The 14,921-nt window shown below is 67.2% G+C and carries 15 protein-coding genes; 8 read left to right on the plus strand and 7 right to left on the minus strand.

Annotated elements, in window-relative coordinates:
• The first annotated feature begins 6 nt into the window (after positions 1-6).
• The 5 genes from IPG97_14735 to IPG97_14755 all read left to right on the plus strand — a co-directional run bounded on the left by IPG97_14735 (position 7) and on the right by IPG97_14755 (position 3,494).
• Complete coding sequence (locus IPG97_14735) at positions 7-1,086, plus strand: acyl-CoA dehydrogenase family protein (protein ID MBK6857756.1); 1,080 nt, start codon at positions 7-9, stop codon at positions 1,084-1,086.
• A 64-nt stretch (positions 1,087-1,150) separates the two neighbouring features.
• Positions 1,151-1,384, plus strand: coding sequence for a hypothetical protein (locus IPG97_14740; protein ID MBK6857757.1), 234 nt, complete (start codon positions 1,151-1,153; stop codon positions 1,382-1,384).
• Positions 1,385-1,462: 78 nt separating this feature from the next.
• Positions 1,463-2,614, plus strand: coding sequence for an acetyl-CoA C-acetyltransferase (locus tag IPG97_14745; GenBank protein MBK6857758.1), 1,152 nt, complete (start codon positions 1,463-1,465; stop codon positions 2,612-2,614).
• A 41-nt stretch (positions 2,615-2,655) separates the two neighbouring features.
• Positions 2,656-3,057, plus strand: a complete 402-nt coding sequence (locus tag IPG97_14750; GenBank protein ID MBK6857759.1) for a DUF4190 domain-containing protein — start codon at positions 2,656-2,658, stop codon at positions 3,055-3,057.
• Positions 3,054-3,494 (plus strand): hypothetical protein, encoded by a 441-nt coding sequence (locus tag IPG97_14755; GenBank protein MBK6857760.1) that lies wholly within the window; start codon positions 3,054-3,056, stop codon positions 3,492-3,494. Before IPG97_14750 ends, IPG97_14755 begins: the two co-directional genes overlap by 4 nt.
• A 145-nt stretch (positions 3,495-3,639) precedes the next feature.
• Here the strand turns inward: IPG97_14755 and IPG97_14760 are convergent, their stop codons facing one another.
• Complete coding sequence (locus IPG97_14760) at positions 3,640-4,485, minus strand: TIGR03619 family F420-dependent LLM class oxidoreductase (protein MBK6857761.1); 846 nt, start codon at positions 4,483-4,485, stop codon at positions 3,640-3,642.
• Between the two features lie 76 nt (positions 4,486-4,561).
• On the opposite strand from IPG97_14760, the gene IPG97_14765 reads away from it, so the two are divergent.
• Both IPG97_14765 and IPG97_14770 read left to right on the plus strand, forming a co-directional pair.
• Positions 4,562-5,476, plus strand: a complete 915-nt coding sequence (locus IPG97_14765) for an SDR family oxidoreductase (GenBank protein MBK6857762.1) — start codon at positions 4,562-4,564, stop codon at positions 5,474-5,476.
• Complete coding sequence (locus IPG97_14770) at positions 5,477-6,679, plus strand: DUF2332 domain-containing protein (GenBank protein MBK6857763.1); 1,203 nt, start codon at positions 5,477-5,479, stop codon at positions 6,677-6,679. It begins immediately after the preceding gene.
• Positions 6,680-6,691: 12 nt separating this feature from the next.
• On the opposite strand, the gene IPG97_14775 is transcribed toward IPG97_14770, so the two are convergent.
• Together IPG97_14775 and IPG97_14780 are read right to left on the minus strand one after the other, a co-directional pair.
• The gene (locus tag IPG97_14775; protein MBK6857764.1) at positions 6,692-7,924 is read right to left on the minus strand and encodes a hypothetical protein; all 1,233 of its coding nucleotides are present in this window, start codon (positions 7,922-7,924) and stop codon (positions 6,692-6,694) included.
• Complete coding sequence (locus tag IPG97_14780) at positions 7,921-8,475, minus strand: sigma-70 family RNA polymerase sigma factor (protein MBK6857765.1); 555 nt, start codon at positions 8,473-8,475, stop codon at positions 7,921-7,923. Before IPG97_14780 ends, IPG97_14775 begins: the two co-directional genes overlap by 4 nt.
• 133 nt (positions 8,476-8,608) lie before the next feature.
• On the opposite strand from IPG97_14780, the gene IPG97_14785 reads away from it, so the two are divergent.
• Complete coding sequence (locus IPG97_14785) at positions 8,609-9,802, plus strand: thiolase family protein (GenBank protein ID MBK6857766.1); 1,194 nt, start codon at positions 8,609-8,611, stop codon at positions 9,800-9,802.
• A gap of 64 nt (positions 9,803-9,866) precedes the next feature.
• Here the strand turns inward: IPG97_14785 and IPG97_14790 are convergent, their stop codons facing one another.
• The 4 genes from IPG97_14790 to IPG97_14805 all read right to left on the minus strand — a co-directional run bounded on the left by IPG97_14790 (position 9,867) and on the right by IPG97_14805 (position 14,787).
• Positions 9,867-10,604, minus strand: a complete 738-nt coding sequence (locus IPG97_14790) for a phosphoadenylyl-sulfate reductase (GenBank protein MBK6857767.1) — start codon at positions 10,602-10,604, stop codon at positions 9,867-9,869.
• Entirely contained in the window at positions 10,604-12,403 is a 1,800-nt protein-coding gene (locus tag IPG97_14795) for a nitrite/sulfite reductase (protein ID MBK6857768.1), read from the minus strand. The genes IPG97_14790 and IPG97_14795 overlap by 1 nt, the downstream gene beginning before the upstream one ends.
• A gap of 142 nt (positions 12,404-12,545) precedes the next feature.
• Positions 12,546-13,988 (minus strand): 3-deoxy-7-phosphoheptulonate synthase class II, encoded by a 1,443-nt coding sequence (locus tag IPG97_14800; protein MBK6857769.1) that lies wholly within the window; start codon positions 13,986-13,988, stop codon positions 12,546-12,548.
• Positions 13,957-14,787, minus strand: a complete 831-nt coding sequence (locus tag IPG97_14805; protein ID MBK6857770.1) for a sigma-70 family RNA polymerase sigma factor — start codon at positions 14,785-14,787, stop codon at positions 13,957-13,959. Before IPG97_14805 ends, IPG97_14800 begins: the two co-directional genes overlap by 32 nt.
• Positions 14,788-14,921: the final 134 nt, after the last annotated feature.

Here is a 14,921-nt window from a genome sequence, read left to right on the forward strand (position 1 = left end):
CCGACCGTGCGCTTTGCCTTCACCGACGATCAGATCGCGTTCCGCGACGCCGTCAGGGATCTGCTCTCCAACGAGTGCGCACCCGAGGTGGTCCGAGCCGCGTGGCCATCAGAGGCCGATGCCCACGGAGCCCGCAAGGGCGAAGGGGCCCGAGCCGAAGCCGAGCGGGTGGCCAAGGTGTGGTCCGACCTGGCCGAGATGGGTGTCCTGGGAGTTGCGGTCGCCGAGAAGCACGGCGGGCTCGGTCTGGGCGAACTGGACTGGGTGCTGCTGGCCGAGGAGACCGGATACGCGGCGTTGCCCCACCCCTTCGTGGAGACCGCCGCCGTGGTGGCCCCGTTGCTGGGACAGGTCGGTGACCCCCATGGGGTGCTTGCCGAACTGATCGACGGCACCCGTCAGGCCGGCGTGGTGCCGCTCACCACCTCGCTTGTCCCGTGGGGTGATGCTGTCACCTACCTGGTAGCGCTGGACCACCATCCCTCGGCTTCCGGGCCCTGGGTTGCCCGCCGGATCACCGGCGGGGTGGCGGTGGGGGACGATCCCGATCACCGCCGCCACCTAGCCGACGCCATGGACGCCGGTCGCCGCGTGGTGGCCCTGGGGGCGTGGCAGGCCGAAGGCGAACTCGGGACCACCCTCGACGCCGAACGTGCCTTCAACCGGGGAGCGCTCGGGGTGGCGGCCCAGCTCGTCGGACTGGGCCGGCGGATGCTCGACCTGACCGTCGACTACGTGGCCGAGCGTCGCCAGTTCGGCACGCCGGTCGGTGCGCAACAGGCGGTCAAGCACCACTTGGCGGACGTGGCCATGCAACTTCGCTTCGCCGCCCCTGCCGTGTACGGAGCGGCGTGGGCCATGGCGAACGGATCACCGACGGCCAGCCGTGACGTCTCAATGGCCAAGGCTCTCGCTTCCGATGCTGCTCGCCTCGCCGTTCGTCAGACGCTTCAGTGCTCTGGCGCCATCGGCTACACGGTCGAATACGACCTGCACCTCTATCTGAAGCGAGCCGAAGCCCTGAGCCGGGCCTGGGGTGATGCGGCCTGGCACCGTCGCCGGGTCGGTGAGGCTCTCGGCATCTGAGACCGTCCGATAGCCTCAGTTATCGGTTCCGCGGGCGCGGTGACAAGGTTCTGGAGGCAGACAGATGTGGGTGCAGGTCGATCCGACGCACGCCGGCGAGAAGAGCTGGATCAACCCCGACAGCATCATGCGATGCGACGTGAACCAGGAACCCACCCCGCCGTGGGCGATCCTCACGCTCCAAGACGGAACCGAGTGCACGGTCAGCGAGCCTCGGGCCATGAAGATCCTGGCCAAGCTGCTCGGGACCGAACTGCCCAAGAACCCCGATGCCGGTGAGGGCTACATCATGTACTGAAGCCCGGCTGTTGGCTTCGCCGGTGTTCTGACGGGGCGTTAGATTCGGCATCTTCCGCCTGCACCCAGGAGCTTCACCATGGCCGAGGCCTACATCGTCGACGCAGTACGGACCCCAGTTGGGCGTCGCGGGGGATCCTTGAGCACCATCCACCCCGCCGACCTTGGGGCCGCTTCGATCAAAGCTCTCTTGGACCGCACCGGCATCGACCCGGGCGCGGTGGAAGACGTCGTGTTCGGCAACGTGGATTCGGTTGGCGGCCAGGCCGGAGACATCGCTCGTACTTGCTGGCTGGTGGCCGGCGGCCCCGAGCACGTTCCGGGCACCACCGTCGACCGTCAGTGCGGCTCGGCTCAGCAGGCCGTTCACTTCGCGGCACAGGCCGTGATGGCGGGGGTCAACGACCTGGTGGTCGCCGGTGGCGTGCAGCAGATGAGCCAGATCCCGATCAGCTCGGCCATGACGTTGGCCGCCGATCTGGGCTTCCCCGATCCGTTCAGCACGTCGCCGGGCTGGGTTGAGCGTTACGGAACCGGTGAGGTCAGCCAGTTCCGGGGGGCCGAGCTGATCGCCGAGAAGTGGGGCATTTCCCGAGACGAAATGGAGCAGTTCGCGGTCGAGTCCCATGAGCGGGCGATCGCGGCTCAGGCTCAGGGTCGCTTCGACGGTGAGATCACCCCCCTGAACGGACTCGACCGGGACGAAGGGCCACGCGAGCCCAACTGGGAGAAGATCCGGAGCCTTCCCACCTTGGTCGAAGGTGGACGGATCACCGCCGCCATGGCCAGCCAGATCAGCGACGCTTCGGCATCGATCCTGATCGCCTCCGAGCAGGCCGTGAAGGATCACGACCTCACCCCCCGAGCCCGGATCCATCACATGAGCGTGCGGGGCGACGACCCCATCTTCATGCTGAGCGCACCCATCCCTGCCACGCGCTATGCACTGGAAAAGACCGGAATGTCCATGGACGACATCGATGCCGTGGAGATCAACGAGGCTTTCGCCTCGGTGGTGCTGGCCTGGGCCAAGGAACTGCAACCAGACATGGCGACCGTGAACCCCAACGGTGGAGCCATCGCTCTGGGTCATCCGCTGGGAGCCACCGGTGCCCGACTCATGACCACCATGCTCAACCACCTCGAGAAGACCGGTGGCCGCTACGGCCTCCAGACCATGTGCGAGGGTGGTGGCCAGGCCAACGTGACCATCATCGAGCGGCTGGGCTGATGCCGATACTCTCCGGTCCGACCCTGAAGAGGCGGTAAGCGATGTCCTGGACCCCTGACCAACCCCCACCTCCACCCGGCTGGCAGCCCCAGGCGCCCCCGCCCGGGTATGGCGGATACACCCAGCAGGTCGAACACCCACAAGGGACCACGGTGCTGGTGTTGGGCGTTTTGGGCTTGGTCTTCTGTCAGATCCTGGGCCCGTTCGCCTGGAGCATGGGAAACAAGGCGTTGAAGGAGATCGACGCCAGTGGCATCGCCTACTCGAACCGGGGGACCATCCAGGCCGGTCGGATCTGCGGGATCATCGCGTCTGTGCTCATGATCTTGTCCCTGGTGGCCTTCGTGTTCTTCATGATCGCAATGATCACCTTCGGAACCACCACATCGATCGAGAGCGACTACGAGAGCCTGGTCGGCCTGGGCCCATTCATCGGGTCGTGAGCAACCCCGGTCCGGGCCCACAGCCCAGCGACGACCCCGGCTACACCGACTACGGGATCTCCTTCAACGTCCCCGCCGAGGAGATGTACCGACCGCCGTTGGCCCGTCCCACCGGCGGTCCCCCCATCCACGCGGGGGTGGCGGCCCCCGCCTATGTCCGCAAGGTGAAGGCCCATCCCGAGGGCACGACCATCTTGGTGTTGGGGATCTTGTCGATCGTTGTGTGCCCGCTGATCGGGCCGCTGGCGTGGTCGATGGGCAACAAGGCCATGAGCCAGGTGCGGTTCTCGGGCTACACCTACTCCAATGCAGGGTTCATCCGGGCTGGCCGTCTCCTGGCCATCATCGCCACCTGTCTGATCGTGCTGTGGGTGATAGCGGTGCTGGTGATCGCATCCAACATCTCTGCCAACGGGCCGCCCACCACCCAACCCTGAGGGGCGAGGTCAGCGCCGAAGGTGGTGCAGCGCTATGGCGGTGGTGGTGTCCGCGTTCAGAGAATCCACCCCGCTCGCCATGTCACTGCGGACCCGGAGATCGGCGGCCTCCGGCCTCACGTGCACCGGTGACGTCCTCGACCGGTCAGGGGAGGAAGCGGGCGTGGTCGTCGAGCACGCGCAGGACTTCGTCTCGCTCGGCCGATGGGACCCGCAGAACCACCTCGGGGATCCCGAGTGACTCGTAGTAGCCGAGCTTGTCCGCGTTCGGAAGCGTGCCGAAGGGGACGACGGTCAGCTCGGAGGGGTCTCTTCCCACGTCTTGGGCGGCTCGGTGGAGGTCGGCCATGGCGTCGGCGACGCCAGCCCCACCGACCGGAATCCAACCGTCGGCGAACTCGGCGATATGGCGGAACAGGATGGGTCCGGCCGCCCCGCCCACCAGCACCGGTACTCCGGGCCGGCCTCGGACGGTCTGGCGCGGTTTGGGCCACGCCCATGACGGGCTCAGCTTGACGTGGTCACCCTCGAAGGCGGCGACCTCGTCACCCCAAAGGGCCTGCATGGCCAACACCCGCTCGCGCACCACCGCCCGGCGGGTGGCCTTGGATCCGCCGTGGTCTTCCAGCTCCTCGATGTTCCATCCGTAGCCGATGCCGAGGTGTATGCGGCCGTCCGAGCAGTGGTCGAGGGTGGCGACCTCTTTGGCGGTGACAATGGGGTCTCGCTCGGCCAGCAGCGCGATGCCGGTGCCGAGCCGGACCCGGGAGGTGACGGCGCTCATCATGCCCATGACCACGAACGGGTCAAGGGTGCGCTTGTACTCCTCGGCCAGAGGTTCACCCATCGGTGAGGGGGTTCGGCGGCTGGTGGGGATGTGGGTGTGCTCGGGCACCCAGATCGACGAGAAGCCCCGGTCCTCCACCGCGCGAGCGAACTCGGCTGGGTCGATCGTTCGGTCGGTCAGGAAGATCGTCACTCCGAGGTCCACGGGACGAGACGCTAATCTGACGGATCGTCAGGAACCAGCACCACGCCCACGGGCGGGTGCCCGTCAGAGGAGTCCCATGGGTTCGATCTGTGAGGGTCGCGTTGTCGTAATCACCGGAGCCGGTCGTGGCATCGGCCGGGGTCACGCCCTGGAGTTCGCCCGGCAGGGAGCCAAGGTGGTGGTAAACGACATCGGAGCCGAACTGGACGGGTCGGGTGGGTCGACGGGCCCGGCCGGCGAGGTCGTCGAGGAGATCAGGGCCATGGGCGGTGAGGCCGTCGCCAACGGCGACGACATCTCCACCTGGGACGGTGGCGCCAACCTGGTCAAGGCGGCGATCGATGCCTTCGGTGATCTGCATGTGGTTGTCAACAACGCCGGGGTGGTGCGCGACCGCATGTTCGCCAACGCCACCGAGGACGAGTGGGACCTGACAATGCAGGTCCACCTCAAGGGTCACTTCACCACGTCGCGCCACGCCGCTGCCTACTGGCGAGACAAGGCCAAGGCCGGTGAGGCGGTCGACGCCAGGATCATCAACACCTCGTCGGGGGCTGGGTTGATGGGCTCGGTGGGTCAGGCCGCATACTCGGCAGCCAAGGGCGGCATCCTCGCCCTCACCCTGGTTCAGGCCGCGGAGTTGGGCCGCTATGGGATCACGGTCAACGCCCTGGCGCCGGCGGCTCGGACTCGCATGACCGAGCAGGTCTTCGCCTCGACGATGGCCGCCCCCGATGACCCGGATGCCTTCGACCCGATGGCCCCCGAGAACGTGGCGCCGCTGGTGGTGTGGTTGGGATCGCCAGACTCGGCCGGTGTCACCGGTCGGGTTTTCGAGGTCGAGGCCGGAAAGGTGTCGGTTGCCGACGGATGGAACCACGGTCGCGTGATCGACAAGGGCGCTCGCTGGGAACCGATCGAGGTCGGCAACGCCGTGCTCGAACTGCTGGCCGAGGCACCCACCCCGACCTCGGTCTACGGCGCGGGCTGAGTGCCACGCGAAGCCGAACCCGTCGATGCCGAACCCGCCAATGCCGACGAGTTGGCGGCTCGCTTCGACACCTGGGCGAAGGGCGTGGTCCGTAACCTTCCCCTTTATCGCCGGCTCTGCGAAGGAGTTGCTGGCGACCGAGAGGTGGCGGCCCGGCTCCTGATCTCCCCCCGGCCCGCGCAACGGATCCCGAACCTGCTGTTGGCAGCGGTCCACGATGTGGTGCTGGCTGGTGATCACCATCCCGATGCCGAGGCGATTCGACGGTGGTACGGGTCGGTCACACCCGAACCATGGGTGGTGGGGCGTGGGGTAGACGACCCCTGGCCCCACTTCCGGGCGCTCGCCCTCGACCACGAGGTGGTGGCCGAGCGAATCGGGACCTGTTCCACCCAGACCAACGAGGTCGGTCGGTGCGCCCCGCTGCTGGCCGCCCTGGCTGGGGTGGGGGCTGGAACCACTGGCCGGGGAATCGGACTGGTGGAGATCGGCGCCAGTGCCGGGCTCAACCTGCTGCTCGACCGCTACGGGTACTGCTACACCCGGTCTCGGGTCGTTCCCGGAACCGGTGACGCGCTCAGCGCCGACGAGTCCGATGGCGAGGCGTTGTGGCTGGCCCCCAACGCGCCGCTGGTGCTCACATGCGCGCTGCGTGGTCCGTGCACGCCACCGCTTCCGGAGGTGATGCCGGTCATCGACTACCGGGTCGGATTGGACCTCCACCCGGTCGATCCCGGTGAGCGGGCCCAGGCCCGCTGGCTGGTGGCGTGCCAGTGGCCCGACCAGCCCGAGCGCGTCCATCGGGCCCGCACCGCCATCGCCCTGTCTCACGGTCGACGACCCCGGGTGGTCGTCGGGGACGCCGTGGATGGCCTGGCCGAGCTAGTGCGCTCGGTCCCCGACGGCTCCCTGCCGGTGGTGGTGGCGACGTGGGTGCTCTCCTACATCGGTCCCGATCGGCAACGAGACCTGATGGCGGTGTTGGGCGAGCTGGCGACCGAGAGAGACCTCAGCTTCGTGTACTCCGAACAGCCGGAGTTGGTGCCCGGTCTGGGGGTGCCGCCTCGTCCCGATGGTAGGCCCGACGGTACAGCCACCGCCCTCGTGCGGATCGACTGGCGCGGTGGTGAGGGTGTCGAACACCGTCTCGGTGATCAACACCCTCACGGCACCTGGTTGGAGTGGCTCGGCCCCCAGCGGTGACCGACCCGAGGGTCAGCGGCCGGTGTCGGAGCCGATGCCAGCGGTGGACCCAGCGCCCGTGGTGGACCCGGTAGCGGTGCCCGTGGTGGTGGTTGGGGCTGACTCCACCGTGCTGGTAGTGGTGGGACCGGTGGCCGGGAAGGTGGTGGTGGTCGTCGAGGGTGCCAAGGTGGTGGGGGGCACCGTCTCGGCACCGGGTTCAGGGGTGGCGAACAACAGCCTCACCGGCTCGGGCAAGGGTGCCGTGGTTCCTTCGGGAACCCCGATCCCGGTGGCGCGTAGCTCACAGTTCGTGCCACAACGGATCTCGGCGCCGTCGACCAGAATGCTGGAGTTCAGCACCAGTTCGACGTCGACCCTTCCGCCCTGGTCGGCGGCTCCATCGAAGACCGTCTGGCACTGCTCAACTCCGTCTCCACCGGTGAAGCACTGTTGCAGTCTCACCATTCGTTGGGCGACCCACCCGGTCACGGAGATGGGGGTCGGCCGTCCGGGCGACAGGCCGGTGTCGGCGCCGGCCACGCTCAGGGCCGGAACCTCGAACTCGGGTGCCCCTTCGAAGTTGATGTAGGCACCTCCCGACCGGTCGTAGTCCGAGATCGCACCCATACCCAGAAGGCAGCGTTCGGCGGCGGCGGCGCAGTCCACCCGGCCGAATCCCGGTGTCTCGATGAAGCGCCTAACCGTCACCTCGGCCACCACGTTGCCCTGGGCATCGGCGGTGACGTACTGGACCGTGCTGAAACCGGAGTCGATGCCGAGATCGCAGGCATCTACACCAGCGTTGAGCGTGTCGGCTTCGGCGGCACAGTGCACCACCCCGAGTGAGTCGTCGGGGTTGAAGCCACGGCCGTAGATGGTGACGGTGTCACCGTCTCTCAGTCCGCTCTGGGGGGTGGCTCCCACCGGCAGGCGCCAGGAGGCCTTGCCGTCGATGGCAGATCCGGGCAGGTTCTCGAGCAGAGCTCGCTGATCCTCGGTGCTCATCTCCTTGATTTCGCCGTCGTGGCCGTCGCCGACCCGGTTCGTGGTGAGCGACATCAGTCCCGCCCCTCCGACCAGCGCCACCAGCACCACGGCCGCGGCTGCCAGTCGGGCTCGAACCTGCTCTGAGCGTTGACGCTGGGCCCGGGTGGCGAGGTTGCGCCGGGCACCGGCGACGTCGGGGTCACCGACCTGGTGGATAAGTGAGGACCGTGCCTGCCGGGCCCGGTTGGCGATCGGATCGGACGGATCGTGGCTCATGATGCCTCCTCGGACAGTCGCAGAGCTTGGGCCAGGTTGGCCCGACCTTTGTGGAGCAACGCCTTGGCTGTTCCTTCGGCGCAGTCGAGGACGGCGGCAACGTCAGCGACGGCGCGGTCCTCGAGGTAGTAGAGGGTGATGGCGGCAGCCTGGCGGCTCGGGAGACGACGGACCTGAGCCCAGAACTCGTCGCCGCCGTCGTCGACGCCGAGGCGAACCTCCCACGCTGGGCGTTCGCCGGCGAGGCGGGCCATGGCTCGTTGTTCGGAGCGCTTGCGGGCCCGATTGTTGTGGGCCAGGTTGATGGCCACCCGTCGAAGCCAGGCGGCCGGTTTGTCGTAGCGGGAGATCCGGGCCCAACGCTGGTGGGCCTTGACCATGGCCTCTTGAGCCAGATCCTCGGCCACCATCCGGTTGCCGGTGAGAGCGGTCAGCATGGCGACTAGGCCGCGGTATTCGGTGGCGAAGAATTCGTCGAAGTCGGCCACCACCACCTCTAGCAACGGACCGTCGGCCCCAGGATCGGGGAGGGTGGTGGGAAGGTCGGTCATCGTAGAGGTGGGGGTGACGGAGACTCGGTGGAGGTCTGGCGTCTGAACGTACACACCACATACACAGGTGAGGGCGGTCCCCGGTTTACCCGGGTCTCAGGTTCTGCCAAGATCTGACACCCCGTCAGATCGAATGGCTTCGGCCATCGCGACCATTGGAGACCCCGTGCCCACCGATGTAGTCATCGTCAGCGCCGCCCGCACCCCGATCGCCACCGCCTACAAGGGTTCGCTCACCGGTGTCGATGCGTTCACCTTGGCCGAGGTAGCGGTAGGTGCCGCCGTGTCGCGTTCGGGGATCCCGGTCGGTGAGATCGAGGACATGGGATTCGGCGAGTCCTTCCAGGGTGGCGGCAACATCGGCCGCAACGTCGCCGTGCGCCTCGGGCTGACCGGCCTCCCCTCGGTGGCCACCCAGCGGTGGTGCGCCTCGGGCATGGCCGGCACCCAGTGGGTGGCGGCCAACATCGCCGCTGGCATGGTCGATGTGGGCATCGGCGGTGGCACCGAGTCGATGTCCACCGCTCCGGGTACCTCCAAGCCCGGTCCCGATGGGACTCCCGCCTTCTGGCTGTCTCCCGGCAACCCCGAAACCGCGGAGGCCCCGCCGTTCAACATGGCGCTCACCGTGGGCGACAACACCGCTCGCATCGCCGGCGTGACTAGAGAACAGGCCGACGCCTGGGCGTTCGAGTCCCACCAGCGAGCAATCCGAGCCATCGACGAAGGCCGTTTCGACAACGAGATCGTTCCGGTGACCTTGGCTGGCGGCAGCACGTTCTCGGTGGACGAGCACCCCCGGCGCAACTCCAGCCTGGACAAGTTGGCCTCACTCCCGCTGCTGAACCCCGACGTCGACGGTGCGGTGACCACCGCGGGTAACTCGTCAGGCCTCAACGACGCGGCCGCGGCGCTGGTGCTGTGCAGCCGTGGTTATGCCGATGCCCACGGACTGAAGCCGCTGGCCGCCATCCGCGGATGGGCTTCGGCCGGCGTGGACCCTGTGGAGACCGGCCTTGCCCCCACCCATGCTCTGCCCAAGGCGTTGTCGCGGGCGGGAATTGCCATCTCGGACCTGCAGAGCGTGGAGATCAACGAGGCGTTCGCGTCCATGGCGGTGGCATCCACCCGCATATTGGGGCTCGACCCCGAGATCGTGAACGTGAACGGCTCGGGTTGTTCGCTCGGCCATCCGATCGGGTGCACCGGTGCCCGCATGATCGTCACGATGGTCAACGAGCTGATCCGCACCGATGCCCAATGGGGCGCGGTCGCCATGTGCGCCGCCGGTGGCATGGGATCAGCCACCATCATCGAACGGGTCTGACGGCTGGCGACGACCAGCAGAAGAACCGGCCCGGCAACCGGGCGTTCGCCTCAGGTTGGCGCGGTCAGGCCAGGTGAAGACCACATTCGGACTTCTCTTTGCCGCGCCAGCGGCCTGACCTCGGGTCCTCTCCTTCGGCCACGGGAGTGGTGCAGGGCTCACATCCGATGGAGGGGTAACCCCGCAACGTGAGGGGGTTGACGATGATGTCGTTGTCTCGGATGTACGCGTCTACATCCTCGTTGGTCCAGGTGGCGATGGGGCTCACCTTCACCAACCCGCGTAGGTCTCGGGAGACGATGGGGGCGTTGGCCCGACTCTCGGCTTCGGCGCGCCGCAGGCCGCTCATCCAGGCCGCCTTGCCGGCCAAGGCCCGGTCGAGTTGTCCGACCTTGACCGCCGAGCAGCAGTTCTCGGGGTCGGCTTCCCACAACTCCTCTTGCTGGCGGGCAACGGTCATCATCCGCAGGTTCAGCCCGTAGTGGCGACGTACCTCCTCCACCGTTTCGAGCGTTTCGGGGAAGTGGTAGCCGGTGTCGATGAAGATCACCTCGATGGCGGGATCCACCTTGATGGCCAAGTCGATCAGCACCGCGTCGGTCATCGAAGCGGTCATGGCCAGGTGAGGTGAGAAGTTCTCGACAGCCCAGCGGATCACCTTGGTGGCCGACACCTTCTCCAGCTCACGACTGATCTCGGCCAGTTCCTCGTCGGTGTAGACGGGTCGGGACGTGTCTATGAGGTTGAGTCGGTTGCCGTTGGTGGTGGCGATGCTACGGATCGAAGACTCGGTGATGCTCATCAGGTGGCGCACTCCGACTCGCCGGTCTCGGCCACGTAGGGCCCGGTCTCGCCGTAGTCGACGTAGAAGTCGGGGGCGGCGTCGGGGGTGGGGAACTCGTCGAGCTCCTTCAGCTCCGCGGCCAGGGTCGACACTCCACCGGATCGGTCGATCCAGCCTCGGAACGACTCGCCGGCCTGGCGCTCGTCGTTGAAGCGCCGGACCACACGGGCGGCCGCCTCGGGAGCGTTCTTGGCGGGAAGCCTAAGCGCTCGCTCACCAAAGTGGATCTGAGCCTCGCCCACATAGCCGCCCAGAAGCATGGTGTAGCCGGGGGCCGATTGGCCGTGGGCTCGACGTTCGGCACCGGAGAACCCGATGTCGGCGATGTGGTGCTGGCCGCACGAGTTGGTGCAGCCCGAGATGTTGAAGCGGATGCCACCGACCTCCGACAGGCCTTCTTCGTCCAGCCTGGTGCTGATGGCGTCGGCCAGGCCCCGGGACTGGGTGACGGCCAGGTTGCAGGTGTCGGCGCCAGGGCAGGCCACCACGTCTCGGGCCAACTCGGCCCCCGGCTCGGCCATCCCTATGGTCTGGAGTCGGCTGAACAGGACGGGGAGCTGCTCTTCGGTGAGGTCCCGGAAGGCCAGGTTCTGACGGTTGGTGATCCGCACCGTGGCGTTCAGCTCCCGCTGGATCGACGCCAACGCCCGGAAGTTGGCCGAGGTGATGTCTCCGAGCTTGGCGTAGGCGATGGCCGAAACCGTGCCCTTGGCCCGTCCTCGCACGACGTTGCCTTCGTCCCAGCGGGTGTACGGGTCAGCCGAGCGGATGCTGACCGGGGTGCCCTGGCCGATGGCGGTGATCTCGATCTGATCGTCGGCGCCGGCCGGCTCGTCACCGGCCTCGAGCACCTCGGCGGGGATACCACCCGGCCACGACGAGGAGGCCAGAAGGAAGCGGCGTTCCTTGAGGATCCGGCGCTGGGTCTCTTCCCATCCCAGCTTCTGGACGACCCACTTCATCCGGGCGCGGAGCTTGTTGTCTCGTTCACCGGTCGCGTTGAACACCCGTACCACCGACTCGATGGTGGCCAGCAGGTCTTCTCGGCTGGTGAAGTCCTCTAGGGCCATGGCCGGGAACGGGTTGGCGCCGAGGCCGCCGGCCACGAAAACCCGGAACCCAGCCTCGGTGGAGCCATCTTCGAGGGTGCGGGTGGTGGCGATCACCCCGACGTCGTTGAACATGGCCTGACCGCAGTCGGTCTCACAGCCCGAGAAGTTGATCTTGAACTTGCGGGGGAGGCGCTGGTTCAGCGGGTTGCGCAAGAAGTGCCGGTAGGCGGCTTCGGCCCATGCGCTGATGTCGAGCTGCTCTTTCGGGCAGGCGCCAGCGAGGTGGCAACCCATGACGTTGCGCACGGCGTCACCGCACGCCTCGCGGCTGGTGAGCCCGACCGAGGCCAGGTCTCGCATGACATCGGGTATCCGCTCCAACTCGACGAAGTGGAACTGGACGTTCTGTCGAGTGGTGAGGTGACCCCAACCCCGGGAGTACTCATCGGCGATGTGGGCCATCATGTCGAGCTGCTCGGGGGTGATGCCGCCGCCGGGCAGCTTCACCCGCACCATCTGGTTGTGCCCACCCTGGCGCTGTCCGTAGATGCCGTTGTGGAGCCGGAACACCCGGAACACGTCTTCATCGATCTCGCCGGCGAGGTAGCCGGCCAGCACCCGCTCGAACTTGTCGATGTCGGCCTGCTGGCCGGGGTCTACGGGGACGGGCGATACGGGAGCGATCGTGGACTCTCGTTGGAGCATGGGGATGACCCTTCGGTGGGACCGCCTGAAATACGACTCAGGAGGTCAACAATACCTCTACGATCGCAAAAGCTGACCACTCAGGTCAAGAATGCCGACCGATGTCACCGATGGGCCTGTCCCCGCCGACCGAAAGGTGAGATCAGCGCCGGAGGAGTTCGGAAACGGCGAAGGCGAGGTCGACGGACTGGCGCCCGTTCAGGCGCGGGTCGCACATGGTCTCGTAGCGAGATCCAAGATCGGTGTCGAAGATCTCCTCGGCGCCGCCCAAGCACTCGGTCACGTCGTCTCCGGTTAGCTCCACGTGCACGCCACCGGGCCATGTGCCCTCGGCGTCGTGAGCGGCGAAGAAGCCGGCGATCTCAGACAGGATGTCGTCGAAGCGGCGTGTCTTGTGACCGTCCGACGCGGTGAAGGTGTTGCCGTGCATGGGATCGCAGGCCCACACCACCGGATGCCCGGCATCTCGAACCGCGGCCAGCAACGGGGGGAGTCCGACCTCGATCTTGTCGGCGCCCATCCTGGTGATGAGCGTGAGACGACCGGGCACGCGCTCTGGGTTGAGACGCTCGCACAGCGCCAAGACCTCGTCGGCCGACGCGGTCGGGCCGATCTTGGAGCCGATCGGGTTGTTCACGCCGGAGAAGAACTCGACGTGGGCGCCATCGATGTCTCGGGTTCGCTCGCCGATCCAGATCATGTGGGCCGAGCAGTCGTACCAGTCTCCGGTGAGGGAGTCCCGGCGGGTCAGCGCCTCTTCGTAGCCCAACACCAACGCTTCGTGGGATGTGTAGAAGTCGACCTCGTGAAGGGTGGGCAGGCTGGTGGTGTCGATTCCGCACGCCTTCATGAAGCGCAGCGCTCGGTCGATCTCGCTGGCCACGCGTTCGTAGCGTTGGCCTTCGTTGCTCGACGCCACAAACTCCTGGTTCCAGGTGTGGACCCGGTTGAGGTCGGCGTAGCCACCCTTGGTGAAGGCGCGCAACAGGTTGAGCGTGGACGAGGACTGGTTGTACGCGGCCAACAGGCGAGCCGGGTCGGGGATCCGGGCGGCCTCGGTCGGGGCGATGTCGTTGACCATGTGGCCCCGGAAGGAGGGCAAGGTCAGGTCGCCGATGGTCTCGGTGGGTGAGGAGCGGGGCTTGGCGAACTGCCCGGCTATGCGGCCCACCTTCACCGTGGGAACACCCGAGGAGTAGGTGAGCACCACCGCCATCTGGAGGATGACCTTGAGCTTGTCCCGAATGGCGTCCGCGCGGAACGCCTCGAAGGACTCGGCGCAGTCTCCGGCCTGAAGGAGGAAGGCCTCGCCGTTGGCCACGTGGCCCAGCGACTGGGTCAGGACTCGGGCCTCACCGGCGAACACCAGCGGCGGCAAGGTCCGCATCTGCTTGAGCACCGCTTCGAGCGCGGCTTCATCAGGCCAGTCGGGCTGTTGGGCAGCCGGCTTGTCTCGCCAGGAGCTCGGGGACCAGGTGGTATCGGCGGAGGTCACGGGAAAAGCGTGGTCTACGGGGTGGCTCGGCGCAAAGCGAGATCGGTGCGGAGCGCCGTCAGGCGGCGTCGATACGGGATGCGGCCTCATTGCGAACGGCGATGACAGCCCGCTTCACCATGCGACGAGCGGCCTCGGCGGTGACACCCAGCTCCTCGCCGACCTCACGGTAGGAGCGGCGACGACCGTCGTGGATCCCGAATCGCTGTTCCACCGCCCGACGGGCACGGCCATCGAGCACGTCGAGAAGTCCCAGGACCTCACGGTCCTCTTCGCTCGACAGGAGCATGTCCTCGGGGCCGGGGGTGTCGTCGGCCAGAAGGTCGATCAGCTCGGAGCCGTCGTCGTCGCCGACGACCCGGTCCAGCGAGGTGGGCGTGGCCAGCCGGTGGAGGCGGGCATGCTCTTCGTCGAGCTCGTCACCGTCGCCCGAGACCTGCCGTAGGGCAGCGCGCAGGCTGGCCGAGCGGTCACCGGGAAGACGGACCAGGCTCGCCTTCTGGTCCAGGGCCCGGCCGATGGCCTGGCGGATCCAGAAGGTGGCGTAGGTGGAGAACTTGAAGCCCTTGCGCCAGTCGAACTTGTCGACGGCGTGCTCGAGACCCAGGTTGCCTTCCTGGATTAGGTCCAAGAGATCCATGGCCGGGGGCAAGGGGTAGCGGCGGGCGATGCTCACCACCAAGCGGAGGTTGGCGCGGATGAAGCGGTCTTTGGCTCGGGCGGCGGCCCGGTCCATCCGTCGGTCCTCCGCGGTGCCCTCACCTCGGGCGATGCGCTCTCGGGCGGCTACGCCGCGCTCGATGATCTGGGAGAGCTCGCGCTCCTCCTCGGCGGTGAGCAGCGCCACCGCTCCGATCTCGTTCAGGTACTGACCAACCGAATCACTCATGACTGCCTCTTCAACGCTGGCGCGCATCGGGTTGTTCCCGGCCCTGCTCCTCGATCGGAGCCGGTTCCGGCAGGTGGCATCCAGGTAATTTCGAACCGTGACGTCCACCCGGATCTTCCCGTCTCCATGGTGAC

The organism is Microthrixaceae bacterium, from assembly GCA_016702505.1.
Taxonomy (GTDB): domain Bacteria; phylum Actinomycetota; class Acidimicrobiia; order Acidimicrobiales; family Iamiaceae; genus Aquihabitans.

What these genes read in the sequence shown, in the direction of transcription:
- IPG97_14745 (MBK6857758.1), top strand. Translation starts at nt 1,463, where the DNA reads ATGGCCGAGGCCTACATCGTCGACGCAGTACGGACCCCAGTTGGGCGT.
- IPG97_14795 (MBK6857768.1), bottom strand. Translation starts at nt 12,403, where the DNA reads ATGCTCCAACGAGAGTCCACGATCGCTCCCGTATCGCCCGTCCCCGTA.
- IPG97_14780 (MBK6857765.1), bottom strand. Translation starts at nt 8,475, where the DNA reads ATGACCGACCTTCCCACCACCCTCCCCGATCCTGGGGCCGACGGTCCG.
- IPG97_14805 (MBK6857770.1), bottom strand. Translation starts at nt 14,787, where the DNA reads ATGAGTGATTCGGTTGGTCAGTACCTGAACGAGATCGGAGCGGTGGCG.
- IPG97_14785 (MBK6857766.1), top strand. Translation starts at nt 8,609, where the DNA reads ATGGCTTCGGCCATCGCGACCATTGGAGACCCCGTGCCCACCGATGTA.
- IPG97_14775 (MBK6857764.1), bottom strand. Translation starts at nt 7,924, where the DNA reads ATGAGCCACGATCCGTCCGATCCGATCGCCAACCGGGCCCGGCAGGCA.
- IPG97_14740 (MBK6857757.1), top strand. Translation starts at nt 1,151, where the DNA reads ATGTGGGTGCAGGTCGATCCGACGCACGCCGGCGAGAAGAGCTGGATC.
- IPG97_14765 (MBK6857762.1), top strand. Translation starts at nt 4,562, where the DNA reads ATGGGTTCGATCTGTGAGGGTCGCGTTGTCGTAATCACCGGAGCCGGT.
- IPG97_14800 (MBK6857769.1), bottom strand. Translation starts at nt 13,988, where the DNA reads ATGAGGCCGCATCCCGTATCGACGCCGCCTGACGGCGCTCCGCACCGA.
- IPG97_14790 (MBK6857767.1), bottom strand. Translation starts at nt 10,604, where the DNA reads ATGAGCATCACCGAGTCTTCGATCCGTAGCATCGCCACCACCAACGGC.
- IPG97_14750 (MBK6857759.1), top strand. Translation starts at nt 2,656, where the DNA reads ATGTCCTGGACCCCTGACCAACCCCCACCTCCACCCGGCTGGCAGCCC.